Below are 19796 nucleotides of genomic sequence, written 5' to 3' on the forward strand. Positions count from 1 at the left end.
GCCGTTCGCGACGCCCCCAGATGACGGGCCGTGCCTGTCGGTCCCACCTGGCACGATGGGTCCGTGCCCGCCGCCCCGATGATCGACGCCGTCGACGTCATCCGCTTCGTCGGCCCGCAGACCTTCGGTCGGGCCCGTGACGTCGTCCGAGCGGGGCTGGTCGAGGACGCCACCTGGCACGACGACGACGGGACGGTCACGGCGTCCGTGTCAGGTTCCGCCGACGAACCGTACGAGCTCCGCGTCGAGACGACAGCCGCCCGCGGCGAGTTCGTCCGCCCGGTCCGCAGCACCTGCTCGTGCCCCCTCGGCGGCGACTGCAAGCACGTCGCCGCCGCGCTCCTCACCGTCAACGCCCGCGCCCTCGCGGCCGCTGCCGGACCCCGGACGAGCGCACCGGTCACCGCACCGGCAGCCCCGGACTGGAGGCACGACCTCGCCCGCCTCGCCGGTGACGACGACCGGGTGGTCACCCCGCAGGGCACGCCCATCGGGCTCCAGTTCGAGTTGCGTGACGCGGTCCCCGCCGCGCTCGCCTCGCGCGCACGGGCGGCCGGCCGAGCGCTGCCCACCCGCTCGCGGAGCGTCCGGCTCGGCGTCCGCCCCGTCACGCGCAGCGCCGCCGGCAACTGGGTGCGCGGGCAGCTCACCTGGGGCACGCTCCCTTACTCGATGAACCGGCTCGGCATCGCGCCGGAGCAGCATGCCTGGTTCCTGCAGTTCTCGGCGCTGCACCGGGCCGGACAGCTCGCCGGGCTGCCGGGCGAGAGCGACTGGGTGCACCTGGACGACTTCGGCAGTCCGCTGCTCTGGCCGCTGCTGCAGCAGGCACCGGGGCTCGGCATCGGGTTCGTCACGGGCAAGCGTGACGGCGGGGCCGTCCTCGGCGCCGAGGCCCGCGTGCTCCTCGACGCCGCCCGCCACGACGGTGCGCTCGTCATCGGGGCGAGTGCGGTCGTCGACGGCCGTCCGGTCCCCGAGGGTGCCGCCCGGACGATCGGCGACCACGGGGTCTACGCCTTCCGCGAGAGCCCCGAGTTCCACGTCACGCTGGCCCCGACGCCGTCGCCGGTCCCCGAGGACCAGCGTCGGATGCTCGTCGAGGGCACTCGCATCACCGTCCCGAGCGAGGCCGTCGACGAGTTCCTGGCGGACTGGTCGCCGCGCCTCCGCGGGGCGCTGGGGCTGGTCAGCTCCGACGGGTCGGTCGAGCTGCCCGAGCGCACCCCGCCGGAGCTCGTGCTCACGGTGACGTTCGAACCCGCACGGGCCCCGCGCACCGACGACCGCGTGCACCTGCAGTGGCGCTGGCACGTCGACGGGCGGAAGGACCCGGTCGCCCTGCACGGTCCGCTGCCCGACCTGTCCGCACTGCACGCCGCCGACGAGACCGAGTCGTCCGGACCCGGCGGCGGTCTGGCGTGGTTCGAGGACGGCACCGTCGAGGACGCCGACGCCGCCGTGTTCGTGAACGAGCTCCTGCCGGCCCTGCCCGGGCTCGGTGTCCGCACCGTCGTGCAGGGCGAGCCGACCGAGCACGAGCGGCTCAGCGGTCGACCGCACATCCGCGTCACGACGATGCCGTCCACCAAGCACGACTGGTTCGACCTCGGCATCTTCGTCACGGTCAACGGTCGGCAGCTCCCCTTCACGCCGCTGCTCCGGGCGCTCGCGAAGCGCGACCGGCGGATGAAGCTCGTCGACGGCTCCTACCTGTCGCTCGCCGACCCGGCGTTCGACCGGCTCAAGGAGGTCATCGAGGAGGCCCGCGAGCTCGACGAGTGGGAGCCCGACCAGCCGCTCACCGTGACACCGCTGCAGGCCGGCATCTGGTCGGAGTTCGACCAGCTCGCCGACGAGTCCGAGCACGACGACCGGTGGCACCGGATCGCAGCGGGCCTGCTCGACGCCACGCCCCCCGGTGCCGTCCCCGTGCCCGACACCGTGCACGCGGAGCTGCGGCCGTACCAGCACGCCGGGTACGCGTGGCTGCGGTTCCTGCGCGAGCACGGCATCGGTGGGGTGCTCGCCGACGACATGGGCCTCGGCAAGACGCTGCAGGTGCTCGCGATGGTCGCCGCCGCACGCGCCTCCGAACCGGACGGAGCACCGTTCCTCGTGGTCGCCCCGACCTCGGTCGTCGGCAACTGGGCGGACGAGGCGGCACGCTTCACCCCCTCACTGCGCGTGACGACGATCACGGCGACCTCGCTGAAGGACCACGCTCGCATCGCCCGCGCCGCCGCGGCCTCGGACGTCGTCGTGACGTCGTACGCGCTCCTCCGGCTCGACGCGACCGAGTACGCCGAGCTGCCGTGGTCGGCCCTCGTGCTCGACGAGGCGCAGTTCGTGAAGAACCCGCAGTCGCAGACGCACCGGGCCGCGGTCGACCTGCCCGCGCCGGTGAAGTTCGCGATCACCGGCACCCCGCTCGAGAACGGCCTCACCGACCTCTGGGCGCTGTTCCACGTCGTCGCTCCCGGGCTGCTGTCCTCGTGGTCGCGGTTCGGCGACGACTACGTCAAGCCGCTCGGCTCGCCGGACCTGCGGGGCGAGGCCCGCGCGGAGCTCACCGCCCGGCTCCGTCGGCGGATCCGACCGCTCATGCTCCGACGGACGAAGGAGAGCGTCGCCGCGGACCTCCCGCCGAAGCAGGAGCAGGTCGTCCGCGTGACGCTGGACCCGGCGCACCGCGCGCTGTACGAGCGGACGCTGAACCGGGAGCGCCTCAAGGTCCTCGACCTCATCGACGACCTGGCGCGGAACCGGATGATCGTCTTCCGGTCGCTCACCCTGCTGCGCATGCTCGCCCTGTCCCCGGCACTCGTGCAGGACGCCTCCGAGCCCGGCGACCCGGTCCCCTCGGCCAAGCTCGACCTGCTGCTCGACGAACTCGAGCAGCTCGCCGCCGAGGGCCGACGGGCCCTCGTCTTCAGCCAGTTCACGACGTTCCTGCGCATGGTCGCCGATGCCCTCGACGCCCGCGGGATCGGCTACGAGTACCTCGACGGCTCGACCCGGAAGCGCCCGCAGGTCATCGACCGCTTCCGCACCGGAACGGCGCCGGCGTTCCTCATCTCGCTCAAGGCCGGGGGCTTCGGGCTGACCCTCACCGAGGCCGACACCGTGTTCGTGCTCGACCCGTGGTGGAACCCCGCCGCCGAGTCCCAGGCGGTGGACCGGACGCACCGGATCGGCCAGACCCGCTCCGTGAACGTGCAGCGCTTCATCGCGGAGGACACGATCGAGGAGAAGGTCCTGGCCCTGGCCGCGAAGAAGGCCGAGCTGTTCGCCACGATGATCGACGACGACGCCCTGTTCGCCGACGACCTGACCGCCGAGGACATCCGCTCCCTGCTCACCTGACGCCCGGTCCGGGTTTGCACATGCGACATACGAATGCCTTGGTGACCGGCCGAGGACCTCGGTACCGTCGCGCCATGCTCGTCGAACCGATCCTGAACGTCGTCCCGCCGCCCGTCGATCCGCGCCACGGCCCGAGCGCGGACCCGCTGATCGACCTCCGCCGGTCGGGCGTCGTCGGACACGATCCAGCTCGCGGCGTCTCCGTCTTCCGACTCCTCAACGGCAACGAAGTCCTGCTCGGCGGTTCCTCCGGTGGGAGCCGTGGCACCTGGTCCCACGGGCCGGAGGGCGATCGCACCGACGAGCCGGCGCCGTGATCGTCCTCGACGCGAACGTCGTCATCGCCCTCCTCGACGAGGACGACGGATCGCACGAGCGGGCTCACGACCTGATCGACGACCACGAGTGGGACGAGTTCTGCACCTCCGCTCTGACGCTCGGCGAGATGCTCGTGCGGCCCGCCGAGCGCGGCCACGCAGACCGTGAGCACGGGGCCGTCGAACGGCTCGGCGTCACCGTCCTCCCGGTCACGAGCAGTACCGCCGTCGCGGCTGCACGAGTCCGAGCCGGGCGGCGGCTGCAGATGCCCGACGCGATCATCCTCGCGACGGCACGCGCCGCGGGCGGGCAGCTCGCGACGTTCGATCGGAAGCTGCGTCGCATCGCCCGCTCCGAGGGGGTCGTCATCGCCGAGCTGTACGACGACGGCGGGCCCGGACCGTTCCCGGTCTGAGCCCGCCGTCGTTCGGATCGTCAGCCGGCGAGGCCGTCGATGCGCGTCACCTCGTCGCTCGAGAGCTCGAGGTGTGCGCCCGCGGCGTTCGACCGGATGCGCTCCGGGTTCGACGACTTCGGGATCACGACGAACTCGTGCGCCACGTGCCACGCCACGATGACCTGCGCCGTGTCGGCGTCGTGCGCCCGGGCGATCTCGACGAGCGTCGGGTCCTGCAGGTTGCTCGCCTTGAACGGGCTGTAGCCCTCGAGCACCACACCGCGCTGCTGCAGACCCGCGGCGACCTCGGCGTCGTACTCGGCCGGGCTCCAGCGGATCTGGTTGACGGCCGGGGTGGTCCCGGTGGCCTCGGTCAGCTCGTCGATCTGCGCCAGCGAGTAGTTGCTCACGCCGACGGCGCGGGTGAGCCCGTCGGCCTGCGCCTGCACGACCTGCTCCCATACGTCCGGACGGGCCTCGCCGTCCGGCGGCCAGTGCACGAGCCACAGGTCCAGGTGGTCGAGGCCGAGCTGGTCGAGGCTCTCCTCGATGGTCTGGCGCACGCGGTCGGCGTTGTCCGGCGGCAGCTTCGTCGTGACGAAGACGTCGTCGCGCGCCAGACCGGCCGCGGCGAGCGCCTTGCCCACGCCGCGCTGGTTCGAGTAGCCCGTGGCGGTGTCGATGTGCCGGTAGCCGGCCTCGAGCGCAGCGCCCACGGCGGCGGGCGCATCGGCGTCGGGGATCTGCCAGGTGCCGAAGCCCAGGAGCGGCATCGACCCACCGGCGACGGACACGGAGGGGTTCGCATGATCGGTCATGCCCCGTGTCTACGCCGCACGGCCCCCGGTGCTCGGAGGCACGTCCCGGAGCGGACAACCGGGTCCGGTGCGCCGTGTCCCGCCCGGCTCCGTCGGTGCTCGACGGCAGGATCGAGGGCGGTCCGTCAGGACCGGTCCCACCGCACCGCCGCACCACCGCATCAACGAAGGCTCCATCCATGACGTCGAACCGACGCCGCACTCGCACCCGCTCCCGCACCCGCACCACCCTCGGCACGCTCAGCGTCGTCGTGGCCGTCGTCGTCCTCGGCGCGGTCCTCCACGCCGCCGGTCCGGTCGACACCGACGCCGACGCCGCGCAGGACGCGACCCGCACACCGGCGGCCGCCCTGACGAGCAGCGGCGACCCGTCGGTCGGCGCGGGCGGCGGGGCGGGGGCGAGCAGTGCCTCCCGGCCGGCGACCGACGCGACCCGCACGACCGGCGCGACCGGTACCACCGCCACTGCCGCGGCAGCGGACGCCGCTCGACGACAGCTCGCGCTCCTGCCCGTCAAGGGGAAGGCGCCCGGGACCGGCTACGACCGCGAGGAACGGTTCGGTACCGCGTGGCTCGACGTCGACCACAACGGGTGCGACACCCGCAACGACGTCCTCGCCCGCGACCTGAGCGGCGTCGAGCGGCAGGGGCCGTGCAAGGTCCTGCGCGGGACGCTCGTGTCGCCGTACACCGGCGAGCGGGTGGACTTCGTGCGCGGCAACCGCACCTCGACCCTCGTGCAGATCGACCACGTCGTCGCGCTCGAGAACGCCTGGCGCACCGGCGCGCAACAGCTGTCCCAGACCGAACGCGAGGCCCTGGCGAACGACCCCGCGAACCTCTTCGCCGTCGACGGTCACTCGAACGCGCAGAAGCGCTCGGGCGACGCCGCGACCTGGCTCCCCGCGGCCACCGCGTTCCGCTGCACCTACGTCGAGCACCAGGTCGCCGTGAAGACCACCTACCGGCTCTGGGTCGCACCGGCGGAGCGGGACGCGATGGAACGGGTCCTCGCGCGCTGCTGACATCGGGCCTCCTGGACGACAGGTGTAGCGTAGATAACAAGCTGATGCAGACGCATCGACTTCACCGTCGAAGACCGCAGGAGGCCATCACCGTGCCCGACACCACCCGCTTCACCGACCGCGTCGCCCTCATCACCGGCGGCGGCTCCGGCCTCGGCCGCGCGACCGCAGTCCGCCTCGCCGCCGAAGGCGCGGCACTCTCCCTCGTCGACGTCTCCGCCGACGGACTCGCCGCCACCGAGGCCGCCGTCCGCGAGGCGACGCCCGACGCGCAGGTCCTCACCACCGTCGCCGACGTCTCCGACGAGGCCCAGGTCGACGCCTACGTCACCGCGACCACGGAGCGCTTCGGCCGCATCGACGGCTTCTTCAACAACGCCGGCATCGAGGGCAAGCAGAACCTCACCGAGGACTTCACCGCCGCCGAGTTCGACCGCGTCGTGTCGATCAACCTGCGCGGGGTGTTCCTCGGCCTCGAGAAGGTCCTCAAGATCATGCGCGAGCAGGGCTCCGGCATGGTCGTGAACACCGCCAGCGTCGGCGGCATCCGCGGCATCGGCAACCAGTCCGGGTACGCCGCCGCCAAGCACGGTGTGGTCGGCCTCACCCGCAACTCCGCCGTCGAGTACGGCCGGTACGGCATCCGCATCAACGCCATCGCCCCCGGTGCGATCTGGACGCCGATGGTCGAGAACTCGATGAAGCAGATCGACGCCGAGAACCCGCGCAAGGCCGCCGAGGAGTTCATCCAGGTGAACCCGACGAAGCGCTACGGCGAGGCGCCCGAGATCGCTGCGGTCGTCGCCTTCCTGCTGTCCGACGACGCCTCGTACGTGAACGCGACGGTCGTGCCGATCGACGGCGGGCAGTCCGCCGCCTACTGAGCGAACCCGGTCCGGCGGCGGACACGGACGGCTGACACGGACGTCAGGCCGCCTCGGCCGCCAGAGCCTCCCGCAGCCGGTCCTCGACGAGCGATGCGGGTCCGGTCGGTGCGAGGATCCCGGTGAAGACCCGGAGTTCCTCGTCCCGCTCGGCTCCGCCGCTCGTGAGCGCCGCGGTCATCGTCGCCGTCAGGTCCTCGAGCGCCCGGATGCAGGCGTAGCGGACCAACCGGCGCTCGTCGAGCTCCACCGGCCCGTACCCCTGGCGGAAGGCGGCGAGCTGCGCCGCGGTCGCGGGCTTGAACAGCACGCTGAACTCCACCAGGTGCAGGTCGATCTCGCGCGGACCGACGACCGCCTCGTCCCAGTCGACCAGCCGCAGCGAGCCGTCCGGCTCGACGAGCACGTTGCCGAGGTGCGGGTCGCCGTGGCACGGCACGGGCTCCCCGGGCGTCCTCGATGCCAGATCGGTCCCGCGCAGCAGCAGGTCGATCCGGGGGCGTGCCGCACGCCAGAGGTCGAGCACCGGATCCGTCCCGCCGACGGCTGCGGCGTCGAGCGTGCGGATCTCCGCGCGGTATCGACGCCGGCGACGGCGGATGCCCCGACGCGCGCCCTGCTGACGCGGCGGCACGGGGAAGGCGTGTGCGTGCACGTCGGCGAGCAGCGCGCCGTAGGCGACCCACGCCTCCAGTCCGAGCCCGACGGTGGCGGCGTCCTCGCCCTCCGACCAGCGGGTCAGTGCGAGCTTCCCGCCGGCCCGACGGCTGCGTGCGCGCCCGTCGGTCGTCGGCAGGACGGTCGGGGTGCCCTCGATGCCCGCGATGGCCATCGACGTGACGAGTCGCGTGCCGGTCCCCGTGCGGCGGGTGGTCCACTTCGCCGCCCAGGCCGTCCCCGCGTCGTCGACCACGCGCCAGACGACGGCCGAGGTGTCGGTGCCGCCGGTGACCTCCTCGATGTCGGCGACCTGCACGGCGAAGTCCTCGGCGAGCCAGTGCCGGGCGTCCTCGACCGTCGGGCGCGAGCCGGACGAGCCCTGTCCGGTGGAGCCCGAGCTCACCGGAGGCCGCTCCGCGACAGGCCCTCGACGAAGTAGCGCTGGAAGGCGAGGAAGAGCGCGACGATCGGCAGGATCATGAGCAGGTTGACCGCCATGATCGCACCGTAGTCCGACGTGTACTGCCCCTGCAGCGTGCCGACGATGCCGATCGGCACCGTGAACAGGTCCTGGTTGCCGGAGAGCGCGACGAGCGGCCAGCCGAAGGCGTTCCACTCCCCCATGAACGTCAGCAGCACGAGGACCGCGAGCAGCGGGCGGCAGAGCGGCAGCACCACCGACACGAACGTGCGGAAGCGGCCGGCGCCGTCGAGCTGTGCCGCCTCGATGAGCTCGTCGGGGACGGCGAGGAAGAACTGTCGCGCCAGGAACACCCCGAAGATCGCCGCGGCCTCGGGCAGGATGACCGCCCAGAGCCCGCCGTACAGGTGCAGGCCGATCGAGATGAAGAACTGCGGCACGATGATCGCCTGCGGCGGGATCATGAGCGTCGACAGCAGCACGAGGAACAGCGCGTTCCGCCCGCGGAACTTGAGCTTGGCGAAGGCGTACCCGGCGAGCAGGTTGCAGACCACCGTGATGACGGTCACGACGACCGACACGAGCAGCGAGTTCGCGAACCATCGCCACACCGGGAACTCCGCGAACGGGCGCACGAAGTTCTGCAGCGTGAAGTGCTGCGGCCACAGGTGCAGTCCGGGCGCGTAGAGGTCCGCGCGGGTCGAGAACGCGGTGAGCAGCATCCAGTACAGCGGGAAGGCCATCACCACGGTGACGATCACCGCGACGGTCAGGCGCAGCCAGAGCAGGCGGCCGCGACGCTTCCGCGGGGATCGGGTCGCGGTCGTGGTGGCCGCGGCGGCGGACCGGCCGGAGGCTGCGGCGCCGGTGTCCCAGGTCGAGGAGGTCATCAGTCCGTCTGGTCCCGTCCAGCGTTGAAGCGCCACTGCAGTCCGGTGATGAGGAGCGTCACGAGGTAGATCACGATGCCGACCGCGGCGCCGTAGCCGAGCAGCTGCGGGCCGTGCTCGTCGAACGCCACCCGGTAGGCGTACGACACCACCGTGGTCGTGCCGTAGCCGGGGCCACCGCGGGTCATCGCCCACACGGTGTCGAACACCTGGAACGAGTAGATGAGGTTCATCACGAGCAGGAAGAACGTCGAGGGACCGAGCAGCGGGAACGTGATGAGTCGGAAGCGCTGCCAGCCGCTCGCGCCGTCGGTCGTCGCAGCCTCCTGCACGGCGGGGTCGACGCCCTGCAGCCCCGCCAGGTAGATGAGCATGTCGAAGCCGATGCGCTGCCAGAGCGTCATGAGGATGACCGCGGTCATCGCCCACCCGCCGCTCGACTGCCAGTCGATCTGCGGCAGTCCGAGCGTCGCGAGGAACTTGTCGATGAACCCGTTGTTCTGGTCGAACATCCACGCGCCGAGCACGCCCGTCGCGACACCGGACACGACGAGCGGCAGGAAGATGATCGTCCGGAACACGGCCCGGCCGGGCAGCACCCCGTTGAGCAGCACCGCGATGCCGAGCCCGATCGCCATGCCGACCGGCACGGTGAAGAGCGTGAAGACGCCGGTGTTCCACACCGACTGCCAGAACACCGGGTCGGTGACGAGCTTGGCGTAGTTGCCGAGACCGGCCCAGCTCGTCCCGCCCAGCGAGTCGAGGTCCTGGAAGCTGATCACCAGCGCGTAGACGAGCGGCAGCAGCGTGAAGATCACGATGAGCACGACGTTCGGCAGCACGAAGGCCGAGGCGGCGGCCGTACTGGAGGCACGGAACCGCCCGGCGGACAGCCGCGGTCCGCGCCGCACGGCTCCGCCCGCCGTGGCACCGCCGATGCGCTCCGCTGCGCCCGTCATGCGGCCACCGCCTCGTCGATCGCGGTGCTGATCGATCGGATCGCCTGGTTGGTGCTCCGCCCGTGGAAGGCGAGCTCCAGCTGGTCCTGCAGCGCGGTGTTCACGCTCGCGAAGCCCGGCACCACCGTCTCGCGCACGGCCGTCTCGGTGATCGTCGTCGCCTGCTGCGTGAAGACGCCCATGACGTCGGGGCGCACCGCGTAGTCGAGCGGGGTGTCCGCAAGGCTCAGCAGCGTCGGCAGCTCGTTGGCCCGCTGGCAGAAGTCACGCATCTGGTCCTCCTCGACGAGGAACTTGAGGAACGCCGCGGCGAGCTCCGGGTTCTCGGTGTCCCGCGTCGCGACGATCGCGTTGCCGCCCAGGTCGGACGCCGCTGCCCGGTCCTGCGGCATGTACGTGGTGGTCCACTCGCCGCCCTGGTACCCGTTCGTGCCGTCTGCCAGCTCGGGCACCAGGAAGTCGCCGACGAAGGTCATGGCGACCGTCTGGTTGAGGAAGAAGTTGTCCGAGTAGACCGTCGTCTTGATCGTGTTGTTCGCCGGCACCCAGCGCTCGTCGAAGAACCGCTGCGTGAACGCCATCGCCTTCTTGCCGGCGTCGCTGTCCACCGCCGAGCGGGTCAGCTCGGGTGTCAGGAGCGAGCCGCCCGCCTGGTACAGGAAGCTCGCCCAGCGGTAGGCGCCGGCCGCCGTCCAGTCGTAGGCGAACGGGTACTTGTCGTCGGGCAGGCTCTTCCGGAGCTTCGTGCTGACGTCGGCGAACTCCTCCCACGTCCAGGCGTCCTCGAGCCGGTCCGGCACCGCACCGATGCCCGCTTCGTCGAGGGCCTTGCGGCTGAACGCGATCGCCGACGTGTCCGTCTGGTGCGGGACGCCGTACGTGCGGCCCTCGAACCGGACCGCGTCGTACAGTGCCGGCAGGAACGCCTTCGACTCCGCGGCGCTGAGGTACGGCGTCATGTCGAGGAGCACCCCGTGCGAGGTGTACTTGCCGATGCTCGTGTAGTCGACGCGGAAGACGTCCGGTGCCGTGCGCGACAGGATGCCCCGGTCGATGCCGGAGAAGAACCCGTCGTACGGCAGGGTCTGCAGCTCGATCGTCGCCTTCGGGTGCCGCTTCTCGAAGCCCGCCTTGGCCCGGGCGAACCCGGTGTTCTCGCCGTCGCTGCCGCCCCAGAACGCGAAGCGCAGGGTGCCCTCGACCTCACCGATGTCGGCCTTCGACCCGGGCGCCGCCGTACTCGGTTGCGGTCCGTTGTTCGCGACGCACCCGCTCAGGACGGAGGCGGCACCGAGCCCGAGTGCTCCTGCGAGGAGCGATCGTCGGGTCAATTGCGATGGTGACACGGTGCTCCTGACTCGGGGCGTGGACACTTGCTCGGACTGTAGACGCCCGCACCGACACCGGTGCCGCCAGTGCGCATTCGGCCTGCGCGCCGGTGCATGGGAGCATGGCGGGACATCACCTCGGAGGGATCGCGATGAGCAGCAACGAGACGACCGGGTCGGCCTTCGGGCGCGGCGTTGACAACACGGCGTCCACCGCGGCCGGCGAGCTGCGGAAGCGCATGGCCGCTTCGGCCCAGGGCTTCCTCGGGAGCGCGGCGTGGGTGCCGTGGAAGTCGGCGGACGACCCCGAGGGCGGCAGCATCGCGCACGTCATGATCCGCGAGCTGCCCTTCGTGCCGGTCTTCACCGACCCCGCCGAGCTCACCGAGGGCGTCCCCGGCACCGAGGCGCGGCCCGTCCGGATGGCCGAGCTCGTGACTGCGGTGCCGGAGGAGTTCGGCATCGTGGTGGACCCGACGAGCGCCGAGGCGGCGAACTTCCTGCACGCCGACGTCCTCGCGGGGATCCGGGCACAGCTGCGGGGCGACGTCCCCGTTGACGACGAGGACTGACGGCGGCCGCTCGGGCTGCTCGCTAGGCTGACGGCTTCGCACCGAGTTGGGGAGGAACTCCGATGCTGCTGCTCGTCGCACTCATGGTCGCCGTCGTCTACGTCGTGGGGGTGGCGGTCGTCGCGGCCGTCCTGATCCGCCGGCGGAACCGCGTGCCCGCTGCCGAACGGTCGTCGCCGGGGCTGCTCTTCGGCGTGCTGATCGCCGCGGTCCTCGTCGCGCCGCTCGTGTGGGCCGTCGCGAGCGTGACGATCACGGGGATCGCGGACGTGCTCAGCGACGTCACGTCCTGATCGGCGCGTGATCGTACCGGTCTCCCGCAGGCGGACCGGGATGCTCGACGAGCCCAGTTCTGGGGATTCTTCACCATCCGCTCGATCGGCACGATGGGAGCGTTGCCGAGACGAGGGGGCGCACGTGCCGTTGGGTGGACCCGGACCACGAGACTGGTCGCCGAACGAACCGACCACGCCGCCGTCGAGGACCCGCTGGGGTACCCCGCCGTTGTACGCGCCGTCCCCGCTCCTCACTGCCACGTCGACATCATCGGCGGGACGCCGACGGACCCGCCCGTGGGCGTTCGCCTCGCTCTCGATGCTGCTCGGCGCCGGGAGCGTCGTGCTCGCGCTCGTCGAGCCGCAGCACCAGGGTGTGCCGTCCGGCTTCATCGTCAGCACCATCGGCGTGACCGCGATCGCGACCGGCGTGCAGGCAGTCCGTAGAGCGCGGTGGGGCTCCGCCGTGTCGCGCACCTTCGGTCGTGTCGGCGCGATCCTCGGCGCTGGCGGATCCGCGCTCATGCTCTACGCGCTGCTCGCCTACGGCCTGACGACCCTGGGGGTCCAGCTGCCCGCGCTCTCCCTGCCGGCGCTCTCGTCGATAAGTGAGCCCGCGCCTCCCGACATCGCGGCCGATGCCGAGGAGGAGGTGTCGACCGAGCCCGACACCGCCGCCGCTGCTCCCGTCCCGGCAGCGGAGCCGACCATCGACGAGGTTCCGGCCTTGACCGTCGAGGGAGAACGCAACGTGCTCACGCAGAGCGCCGGGACCTTGTCGTACGTCATGCGACAGCACTTCCCCACGGGCCTCTACCCGACCGAGCTCGTCGTGATGCAGCAACCGAGCGGGCTCGCCCTCACCGACGGGACCGGACTGGCTCCGCTGCCCGAGGGCACAGAGGTGCTCTACTCGGTCGCCGCCGACCGCACCGCCTGGTCGGTCACGCTCGTCGGCGCGCAACACGGCTCCGTCGTCACGTACAGCTCGGCGGTCGGGACCGTGCAGGTCGGCTGACCGAACGATCCGGGCGTCAGCGCCTCGGCTGGACCAGCTCGATGAACCGCGACAGCAACGACAGCCCGCTGATCGACGGCGGCAACCCCGTGGTGAGCGCCGGCGAGTACACGAGGTACGCCGCCCACTGCGCCCGCGAGAGCGCCACGTTCAACCGGTTTGGCATGAGCAGGAAGTCGAGCCCCCGAGGGATGTCCGCCGCACTCGACGCGGCGAGCGACGTGATCGACACCACGGCCTCCCGCCCCTGGAACATGTCGACCGTCCCGACCTGCGTCCCGCGGAGGCCGGCGCGGTCGAGGGCCTCGCGGATGAGCGCCCCTTGCGCGTTGTACGGCGCGACGACGATGACGTCCTCGTCCGTCATCGGTCGCGAGACGTCCCCGTCGACCCACCGACGGCCGATCAGGCTCTGCGCGAGCTCGACGACCCGCGCGGCCTCTTCCTCGGACGACGTCGTGTTGCCGCTGTGCACCACGGGCACCGGGTGGACGCCCGGCTCGAGGTCGTCGAGGTGCCGCCCGCTGACGATCGATGTCAGCTGCCCGTCGTAGGACAGCCCCGACACCGCCGCGGTCAGCGCGGGCTCCATCCGCCGGGTGTGCGCGAGGAAGTAGCCGAACTCCGGCGGCAGCACGTGCTCCCCGTCCGCCAGCCACCCGAGCGCCGACTCGTCGACCGGCTCCGGGTGGGACCCCTGCGACACCTGCGGGAGCTGCTGCGGATCACCGAGCAGGAGCAGGCGCTGCGCGGCGATCGAGGACGCGATGGTCGGCGCGAGCGAGAACTGCCCGGCCTCGTCGACCACGAGCAGGTCGAGGGACCGTCGCTGGATCGTGCCCTCGTTCGCGAACGTCCACGCGGTCCCGCCGACGACTCCCCCGGTACCGGTCTCGGCGCACGACGACAGGAACGCCGAGACGGCGGCGTTGTTCTTCACCGGCGTCCAGGCGGCGGCCTCGAGCTCGTCCTCGGTCGCGCCGGACTTCGGCACCTTCACGACGCGGTCGGCGGACACACCGGCGCGCACCACGGACGACAGGAAGTTCTCCGAGGTGGCGTGGGACTGTCCGACGACTCCGACGCGCCAGCCGTGCTCGCGCACGAGCCGGGCGACGACGTTCGACCCGACGTAGGTCTTGCCCGTGCCGGGAGGGCCCTGGATCGCCAGGTACGACCGATCGAGCCCGAGCAGCGTCCTGACGACCGCGGAGACGGTGTCGTCACCGGCGGCCTGAGCGAGCGCCCCCCGCGGCGGGACCCGACGGAGCAGGTCGAGCGCCGGGTCGGGCAGCATCGACGGCAGGGCGTCGAGGACCTCCTGCCCCCACTCGGCGATCGCCTCGGGCTGCGGCTTCGCCCGGGGTGGGGCGGCCGGCGCGAGGGCGACCGGGAAGTCGTGGTGGGGCTCGCCGCCGCCGACCGGCAGGCTCTCCTTCACCATGACCTCGAACGCATCGCCGTTCTGCTCGGCGTCCAGCACGACCGCGCGAGCCGACGCGCCCTTCGAACCCGGCGCCGGAGCGGTGATCGACGGCGGGAGCGGGTCGTCGTAGACGAGGTGGGGCGTGCCTCCCGGCCGGATGCGCGAGCCGGGCGCGAGCGTCCCGGACAACCGGATCTCTCGTGACTGCGAGCGGGCGCGCGGCAGCGTGTCCCAGTCCCGCTCGATGGAGGCGCGCTCGACGACCAGGACGTCACGCGTGTCCGCCCAGTCGTCGACGGGGTTGCGGAGGCGGTCGAAGTGGTCCTGCCAGAAGGTCTTGGCCTCGCGGCGGTGGTAGTCGATCGCGGCGGCCGCGAGCGCCAGGGCCGTCTGGTCCGCGTCGCGGTCGAGGGGGTCGACGTCCGCGATCTCCGCGGCGAGGGCCGTGTACACGGGGTTCGGCTCGCGCTCGACGGGGATCGGCGGGAGGAGTTCGGCCTCGACGGTCGCGGGCTCGGACTGCGGCGGACGGAGCGACAGCAGCCAGTCGCGGAGCCGCAGGGTCGAGCGGCAGTCGTAGGCGTTGTAGTCGGCGACCTGGTCGAGCATCCGCTGGCCGGTTGCGGGGTCGCCGTTCCGGAGTTCCTCGATCGCATCGACGTACGCGGTGATGCTGTCGGCGGCGTTCGTGACGTCACTGAGGCGGAGGTCCTCGCCCATGTACAGCGGCTCGAGCTTCTTGATCGAGTAGCTGCGGCTGCCGACCACCAGGGCCTTGCGGACGATCGGGTACAGGTCGACGAGGACGCCGGCGCGGAGCAGGTCGTCGACGTCGTCCTCCCCCACGCCGTGCCGGGCGGCGAGGGACAGCAGGTGCGTCCGCTCGTACGCCGCGTAGTGGTAAATGTGCATGCCCGGGTGCTGCGCGCGGCGTTCCTTGACGAAGGCGAGGAAGTCGACCAGCGCCTGGCGCTCGTCGCGGATGGTGTGCGCCCAGAACGCGGTGAAGTCGGCGCGGTCGTCGACCAGGCCGAACAGGTAGTCGAGGCCCCAGTGCACGCCGTCCTCGGTGTGCAGGGGGTCGCCCTCGAAGTCGAAGAAGACGTCACCCGGATCGGGCTCCGGGATCGCGTCGAGGGCGCGGGGGTCGTGGAGTTCGAAGCGCGGCTTGGTCGCGTGGTTGCTTGCGTCGCTCGCGTCAGGTGCGGCCGCTCGGTTCTGCTCGGCTTCGGTCTCGGTCTGGAGGCGCGCCTGACGCACCAGCCGATCTTGCGTCGACCGCGACATGCCGGGCACGGCCGCGGTGCGGTCCGCCAGGTCGTCGATCGTCCGCACCCCCTGCCGGATCAGCTTCGTCCGCTGGTCGAGGCGCATGCCGGCGACGAGGACCAGGTCGCGGTGCTGCTGCACCTGGGTCTGGCAGATCGTGCAGCGGCCGCAGCTGGAGTAGCGGGAGTCGCCCCACTGCAGCTCCTCGTGCTCCTGCATCCGCTCGGCGATGACCCGTTCGAGCTCGGCGCGCTGCGTGCGGTACACCGGGGCGATGTCGGCCAGGTCGTGCGTGGTGGTCGTGCGGTCGCCGAGGACGAGGTGGACCTGTTCGCCGGTGGGGATGCCGTGCGCCTGCATCTGCTCGGCGTAGGCGGCGAGCTGGAGCAGGGCACTGATCTTGGCGTGGCGGGCGAGCTTGGTGTCGTAGACCTCGTATGCGCCGTGGTCGTTGCGGAGGATGAAGTCGGCGAAGCCGATGAAGCCCGGGTGCTCGGGGGTGGGCGGCTCGTGGAAGGTGGGTTGGTAGAGGACGTCGGCGCCCTTGTTGAAGGCGTCTCGCGCTTCGGCTGCTGCTCTGGCATAGCCTGCTGGGGCCGGTCGCTCGAACTCGACCACCTGGCGTGTCTGCTTGAGGATCTCGAGGTAGTCCAGCTCGTGCTGGTCACCCAGGCGTGCAGTGCGCTCGAGCATGTCGTCGTGCTCGTCGGGCAGCGGGCTGCCGCGATCGAGCTTGGCGTCGAGGCGGCGGAGGAACGCCCACTCGCAGGTCGCCCACGTGCTGAGGTCGCTCGGGCTGAGCAGGACCTGGCGGTCGGTGGTGATCTGCATGCGCTCCCCCTCGTCAGTTGCCGCGAGGAAAGCCTAGGGTCGGGCGCCGACACCGCCCATCCTCACGAATTTGACCCCGTCGAACCCGTCGCGGGAGGCGTGCAAGGTGCAGTCGACGGGCGAGCGGGCCCGATGTCAGCGCTCCCCCTCTCGGCGCCTGGCAGACGACGAGCGGCTCCTCAATCTCGACGTAGCGCGCGACGAGCACGACCTCGTACTCCCCGCCTTCGCTGTGTCGGTACCGCCCGAGACACATCCCTCACGCTTCAGCTAGTGGGCCGTCACCACGAGCACCGGATGCTCGCACCAGCCACGCCTCCCGGTTCAACCGCTCCGCCCGCACGTGCCGCCCCGTGACGTCGGATCGACGAGTTCGCCGTCGTGCACCACCACTGCACCCCGGACGAGCACGGTCTCCGGCCGCCCGGTGACCTCCATCCCCTCGTACGGCGTGTAGTCGGGGGCCCGGTGCAGCGCGTCGGCCGTGATCGTCCACGTCGCCGTGGCTCCCAGATCGCGATGTCTGCGTCCGACCCCGGCATAAGCGCGCCTTTTCCGCTGGTGCAGCCCTGTCTGGACTACAGAAATTTTCGACGCCGGCCGTCGACGCGGCTTAGCAGGCCAGTCTCTCTCCTCTGGTGGAGCCTCAGTAGAAAGGCAACGCGCTCACTTTCGCCCGTGAACGCCTGGGGCCGGTAGAGGCTGTCCACGTACTGATCGATGGCACGATGTGCCGCGCGAAGGTCCGCGGGCATGGTCCCCTCGTCGTACATCCAAGCCAGCGTTCGATCGTCATATCGGTGTCGGACCTCAAGTACGTCGTGCCCCAACTGCGCAAGTTGCACACGAGCAGCATCGTCCACGTCAGGGAAGACGAAGTTGTTGTAGACCACGTCCTTCGAGTAGCGGTAGCGGCTCTCAAGCCGACCTCCGATCGTTCGCATCCAGTCCATGTGGATCTCACTTGTCATGAGTGCGAAATCGGCCGGACTGGCGTCCGGAACAACGAGACAGCCATCCGACGCCACAACGCCGGCCTCGAAGAATCCCATCGGGACGTAACGACGGCGCTCCGATGATGTTCTGGGCACGAGGAGGAAACTCTCACTCGGTCGCTGGGTGATCTGCGCGAAGAGATGAGGGATTGCAGCAAGCCGCGGACGCGCAGAATCCGCCCGCGTGACGCGATTGGCTTCCACTCGCTGCACAATTTCGGGAACCGCGCGCCATGCGTGCTGCTCAACGCCGTCAAGCCAAAGGCAGTAGCGAAGCCTCCCATTAATGTACTCGCGGGAACCATAAAACGGGAGTAGCCAACCTTCTGCCTCCGGGTAGGCCCCTATCAATTGCTCCCGCTCGGCGACGCTAAAGATCAGGTTGCCATCGTCGGCCGCCATGTTTCCGAAGGCCATTCCGCGATGCCCAGAAATCTGCGTGTGTCGGTTCCCAACCACATATTCCGACCCCTCAAGCAGGTAGGGACTAATGGCGGTCACCTTCAGCTCAATTGGCTCGGCACCGTCGCCCCCATACGTGAAGAGTCGCTTCGGCTTCTCATCTCGGGCGGAAAATCCTACGATCACACAATCGACTGCGGCCTGGTCTGGAGCCTCGTTCTGCCAGTCGAACGTCTGGTGCGCGAAGTCGATGTGCACTCCGGCGTTGTAGAGCGGTCGCCACAAAATCGCTGGCTGCTCTCCCTGCGCAATTGAGTTCGTCGAGACGAGAGCGGCACGAATCTTTGGGTTCGCCGCCATCATTCGCGCGGCTAAGAGATACCACGCGGCGACAAAATCGAGAAAGCCTGCCTCGCGAATTCCATGCGCAACCGCCCGCAGCTCCGCCTTCTGCGTCTTGTCCATTTTCCGCGACCCGTAGAATGGAGGGTTTCCAACGATGAATGTGAGTTCATCAGCGGGAACCACATCATGCCAGCCGATGGTCAGCGCACTGCCGAGGTGGATAGTCGGAGCGATCCGGATCGGCAGACGGTCCGGTGCGAGTCCGAAGTCCTCTGCCATTCGCTGGTTGGCCAGGTGGTCGACGAGCAGCATCGCGGTGCCCGCGATGCGGGCCGGCCACTCTTCGATTTCAATGCCGTAGAAGTGATCGAGACGGACCTTGAGATCGCCCGTGACGTCGAACGAGAGCTGCGCGTAATCCTTGCCCTTATCCTGCAGGTCGAGCTCGCGCTGCCGAAGCAGCAGCTCAAGCTCCAGCGCGCGAAGCTCTCGGTAGGCGACGATCAGGAAGTTGCCACAGCCGCACGCCGGATCGAGTATACGGATCTTGCCGAGCTCGTTGTGCAGCCGAGTCAACTGGGCACGATCGTTCCAGGCGCGTTCAAGTCGATCGCGCAGCCCGTCCATAAACAGCGGATTGATCGTCCGCAGGATGTTGGTCTCGGTCGTGTAATGCTCGCCGCCGCCTCGACGGTCGGAGCGATTCTTGACGGTTTGGAACATCGACCCGAAGACGGCTGGCGAGATGACAGACCAGTCGAAGTCGCCGGCATCGATCAACTCGGCGCGGAAGGCCTCGGTAAGCCGACCCATCGTAAACTCGTCCGTAAACAGGCCGCCGTTGACGTAACGGAACGCGCGAACTGCTTCCGGCAGGTCCGCTCGACGCTTCTCGTGGCTGAGCGCTTCGAACAGCGCGCTCAAGTCGTCCGCGAGCGTCTCGTTTGTGGTGTCGTCGACCAGGAATGCCTGGAACTGGTCCGGCCGCCCCGAGTGCTTCCACATGCCAGAGTCATCGGCGAAATAGAGAAACAACAGGCGAGCGAGAAGAAGCGTCGAATTGTGCTGGTCCCATCCCGCCGCCTCGAGCTCGGCGTACAGCGTGCTCATGAGGCGGGCTGCCTGGGCAGCGGTTGTCTCGGCTTCGTGATCGAATGCCCCGCGCATCCGCGTCAGGAGGTCAACGAGGGTGATTTCCTCGTCGAAACCGACGGCGATCGCCTCAAGTTGACGGACGAGGCGCGCATCGCGGTCGCCGACTCGGCGCTCGTGGAGTACGAGCTTCGCGTTCGCGCCGCCCATCTGGGCCCGCCTCGGCCAGCGCCACGCCTGGCTGTGCTTGTCGGCGAAGATGAGAAGTCGCTCAAAGTTCTTCGTCCCAACAGCCTGATCAATCTGCCGTTGAATTGACCGCGACGGCAGCCCGTCGTGGAACCAGACACGAAGCCCTTTGAAGCCCGCGACCTGTGTCAACGAGTGCGCGCCGTCCTCGACCTCGACACTGAGTTCGCCCTGGTCTGGATTGCCCCAGCCGAGATGGTCCACGAAGAGGTCGCGGAACTCACGGCGGTCGACGAGACCGAGCAGCACTGCGCTG

General features: G+C 70.2%; 16 protein-coding genes. 8 read left to right on the plus strand and 8 right to left on the minus strand.

Features of this window, described 5'->3' with window-relative positions:
- Positions 1-63 precede the first annotated feature (63 nt).
- The 3 genes from Cus16_RS03845 to Cus16_RS03855 all read left to right on the plus strand — a co-directional run bounded on the left by Cus16_RS03845 (position 64) and on the right by Cus16_RS03855 (position 4099).
- Positions 64-3366, plus strand: a complete 3303-nt coding sequence (locus Cus16_RS03845; RefSeq protein ID WP_141718785.1) for a DEAD/DEAH box helicase — start codon at positions 64-66, stop codon at positions 3364-3366.
- Positions 3367-3440: 74 nt separating this feature from the next.
- On the plus strand, positions 3441-3683 hold the full coding sequence (locus Cus16_RS03850; protein WP_069711234.1) for a hypothetical protein: 243 nt from the start codon (positions 3441-3443) through the stop codon (positions 3681-3683).
- Entirely contained in the window at positions 3680-4099 is a 420-nt protein-coding gene (locus Cus16_RS03855; RefSeq protein ID WP_069711235.1) for a type II toxin-antitoxin system VapC family toxin, read from the plus strand. The genes Cus16_RS03850 and Cus16_RS03855 overlap by 4 nt, the downstream gene beginning before the upstream one ends.
- Positions 4100-4119: 20 nt before the next feature.
- Here Cus16_RS03855 and Cus16_RS03860 read toward each other — a convergent pair whose 3' ends face one another.
- The gene (locus Cus16_RS03860; RefSeq protein ID WP_069711236.1) at positions 4120-4899 is read right to left on the minus strand and encodes an aldo/keto reductase; all 780 of its coding nucleotides are present in this window, start codon (positions 4897-4899) and stop codon (positions 4120-4122) included.
- Positions 4900-5078: 179 nt separating this feature from the next.
- Here Cus16_RS03860 and Cus16_RS03865 point away from each other — a divergent pair, with 179 nt between their 5' ends.
- Positions 5079-5924, plus strand: a complete 846-nt coding sequence (locus Cus16_RS03865) for an HNH endonuclease family protein (RefSeq protein WP_083263656.1) — start codon at positions 5079-5081, stop codon at positions 5922-5924.
- 44 nt (positions 5925-5968) lie between these two features.
- Positions 5969-6808, plus strand: a complete 840-nt coding sequence (locus Cus16_RS03870; RefSeq protein WP_411266595.1) for an SDR family oxidoreductase — start codon at positions 5969-5971, stop codon at positions 6806-6808.
- Positions 6809-6851: 43 nt separating this feature from the next.
- Here Cus16_RS03870 and Cus16_RS03875 read toward each other — a convergent pair whose 3' ends face one another.
- The 4 genes from Cus16_RS03875 to Cus16_RS03890 are packed head-to-tail and all read right to left on the minus strand — an operon-like array spanning position 6852 to position 11069.
- Positions 6852-7871 (minus strand): aminoglycoside phosphotransferase family protein, encoded by a 1020-nt coding sequence (locus Cus16_RS03875; RefSeq protein ID WP_069711238.1) that lies wholly within the window; start codon positions 7869-7871, stop codon positions 6852-6854.
- On the minus strand, positions 7868-8779 hold the full coding sequence (locus tag Cus16_RS03880) for a carbohydrate ABC transporter permease (RefSeq protein ID WP_083263657.1): 912 nt from the start codon (positions 8777-8779) through the stop codon (positions 7868-7870). Before Cus16_RS03880 ends, Cus16_RS03875 begins: the two co-directional genes overlap by 4 nt.
- The gene (locus Cus16_RS03885) at positions 8779-9738 is read right to left on the minus strand and encodes a carbohydrate ABC transporter permease (protein WP_083263658.1); all 960 of its coding nucleotides are present in this window, start codon (positions 9736-9738) and stop codon (positions 8779-8781) included. Before Cus16_RS03885 ends, Cus16_RS03880 begins: the two co-directional genes overlap by 1 nt.
- Positions 9735-11069, minus strand: a complete 1335-nt coding sequence (locus Cus16_RS03890) for an ABC transporter substrate-binding protein (RefSeq protein WP_069711239.1) — start codon at positions 11067-11069, stop codon at positions 9735-9737. Before Cus16_RS03890 ends, Cus16_RS03885 begins: the two co-directional genes overlap by 4 nt.
- A gap of 149 nt (positions 11070-11218) precedes the next feature.
- On the opposite strand from Cus16_RS03890, the gene Cus16_RS03895 reads away from it, so the two are divergent.
- The 3 genes from Cus16_RS03895 (at position 11219) to Cus16_RS03905 (ending at position 12931) form a co-directional block, all read left to right on the plus strand.
- On the plus strand, positions 11219-11638 hold the full coding sequence (locus tag Cus16_RS03895) for an SseB family protein (RefSeq protein ID WP_069711240.1): 420 nt from the start codon (positions 11219-11221) through the stop codon (positions 11636-11638).
- 62 nt (positions 11639-11700) lie between these two features.
- Positions 11701-11931 (plus strand): hypothetical protein, encoded by a 231-nt coding sequence (locus Cus16_RS03900; protein WP_069711241.1) that lies wholly within the window; start codon positions 11701-11703, stop codon positions 11929-11931.
- Positions 11932-12232: 301 nt separating this feature from the next.
- Entirely contained in the window at positions 12233-12931 is a 699-nt protein-coding gene (locus Cus16_RS03905) for a hypothetical protein (RefSeq protein ID WP_069711242.1), read from the plus strand.
- Positions 12932-12947: 16 nt separating this feature from the next.
- Here the strand turns inward: Cus16_RS03905 and Cus16_RS03910 are convergent, their stop codons facing one another.
- From Cus16_RS03910 to Cus16_RS03915, 3 genes are all read right to left on the minus strand, one after another.
- The gene (locus tag Cus16_RS03910; RefSeq protein ID WP_069711243.1) at positions 12948-16457 is read right to left on the minus strand and encodes a TM0106 family RecB-like putative nuclease; all 3510 of its coding nucleotides are present in this window, start codon (positions 16455-16457) and stop codon (positions 12948-12950) included.
- A 13-nt stretch (positions 16458-16470) separates the two neighbouring features.
- The gene (locus Cus16_RS17090) at positions 16471-16713 is read right to left on the minus strand and encodes a DUF1653 domain-containing protein (protein ID WP_411266596.1); all 243 of its coding nucleotides are present in this window, start codon (positions 16711-16713) and stop codon (positions 16471-16473) included.
- Between the two features lie 322 nt (positions 16714-17035).
- Positions 17036-19789 (minus strand): class I SAM-dependent DNA methyltransferase, encoded by a 2754-nt coding sequence (locus tag Cus16_RS03915; protein ID WP_189319519.1) that lies wholly within the window; start codon positions 19787-19789, stop codon positions 17036-17038.
- Positions 19790-19796 lie beyond the last annotated feature (7 nt).

The sequence above is a fragment of the Curtobacterium sp. ER1/6 genome (assembly GCF_001742745.1).
GTDB lineage: Bacteria > Actinomycetota > Actinomycetes > Actinomycetales > Microbacteriaceae > Curtobacterium > Curtobacterium citri.

Excerpts from the sequence above, each read along its gene's own strand:
- Cus16_RS03850 (WP_069711234.1), top strand. The coding sequence starts at position 3,441 with ATGCTCGTCGAACCGATCCTGAACGTCGTCCCGCCGCCCGTCGATCCG.
- Cus16_RS03860 (WP_069711236.1), bottom strand. The coding sequence starts at position 4,899 with ATGACCGATCATGCGAACCCCTCCGTGTCCGTCGCCGGTGGGTCGATG.
- Cus16_RS03865 (WP_083263656.1), top strand. The coding sequence starts at position 5,079 with ATGACGTCGAACCGACGCCGCACTCGCACCCGCTCCCGCACCCGCACC.
- Cus16_RS03870 (WP_411266595.1), top strand. The coding sequence starts at position 5,969 with ATGCAGACGCATCGACTTCACCGTCGAAGACCGCAGGAGGCCATCACC.
- Cus16_RS03880 (WP_083263657.1), bottom strand. The coding sequence starts at position 8,779 with ATGACCTCCTCGACCTGGGACACCGGCGCCGCAGCCTCCGGCCGGTCC.
- Cus16_RS03885 (WP_083263658.1), bottom strand. The coding sequence starts at position 9,738 with ATGACGGGCGCAGCGGAGCGCATCGGCGGTGCCACGGCGGGCGGAGCC.
- Cus16_RS03895 (WP_069711240.1), top strand. The coding sequence starts at position 11,219 with ATGAGCAGCAACGAGACGACCGGGTCGGCCTTCGGGCGCGGCGTTGAC.
- Cus16_RS03900 (WP_069711241.1), top strand. The coding sequence starts at position 11,701 with ATGCTGCTGCTCGTCGCACTCATGGTCGCCGTCGTCTACGTCGTGGGG.
- Cus16_RS03905 (WP_069711242.1), top strand. The coding sequence starts at position 12,233 with ATGCTGCTCGGCGCCGGGAGCGTCGTGCTCGCGCTCGTCGAGCCGCAG.
- Cus16_RS03910 (WP_069711243.1), bottom strand. The coding sequence starts at position 16,457 with ATGCAGATCACCACCGACCGCCAGGTCCTGCTCAGCCCGAGCGACCTC.
- Cus16_RS17090 (WP_411266596.1), bottom strand. The coding sequence starts at position 16,713 with ATGTGTCTCGGGCGGTACCGACACAGCGAAGGCGGGGAGTACGAGGTC.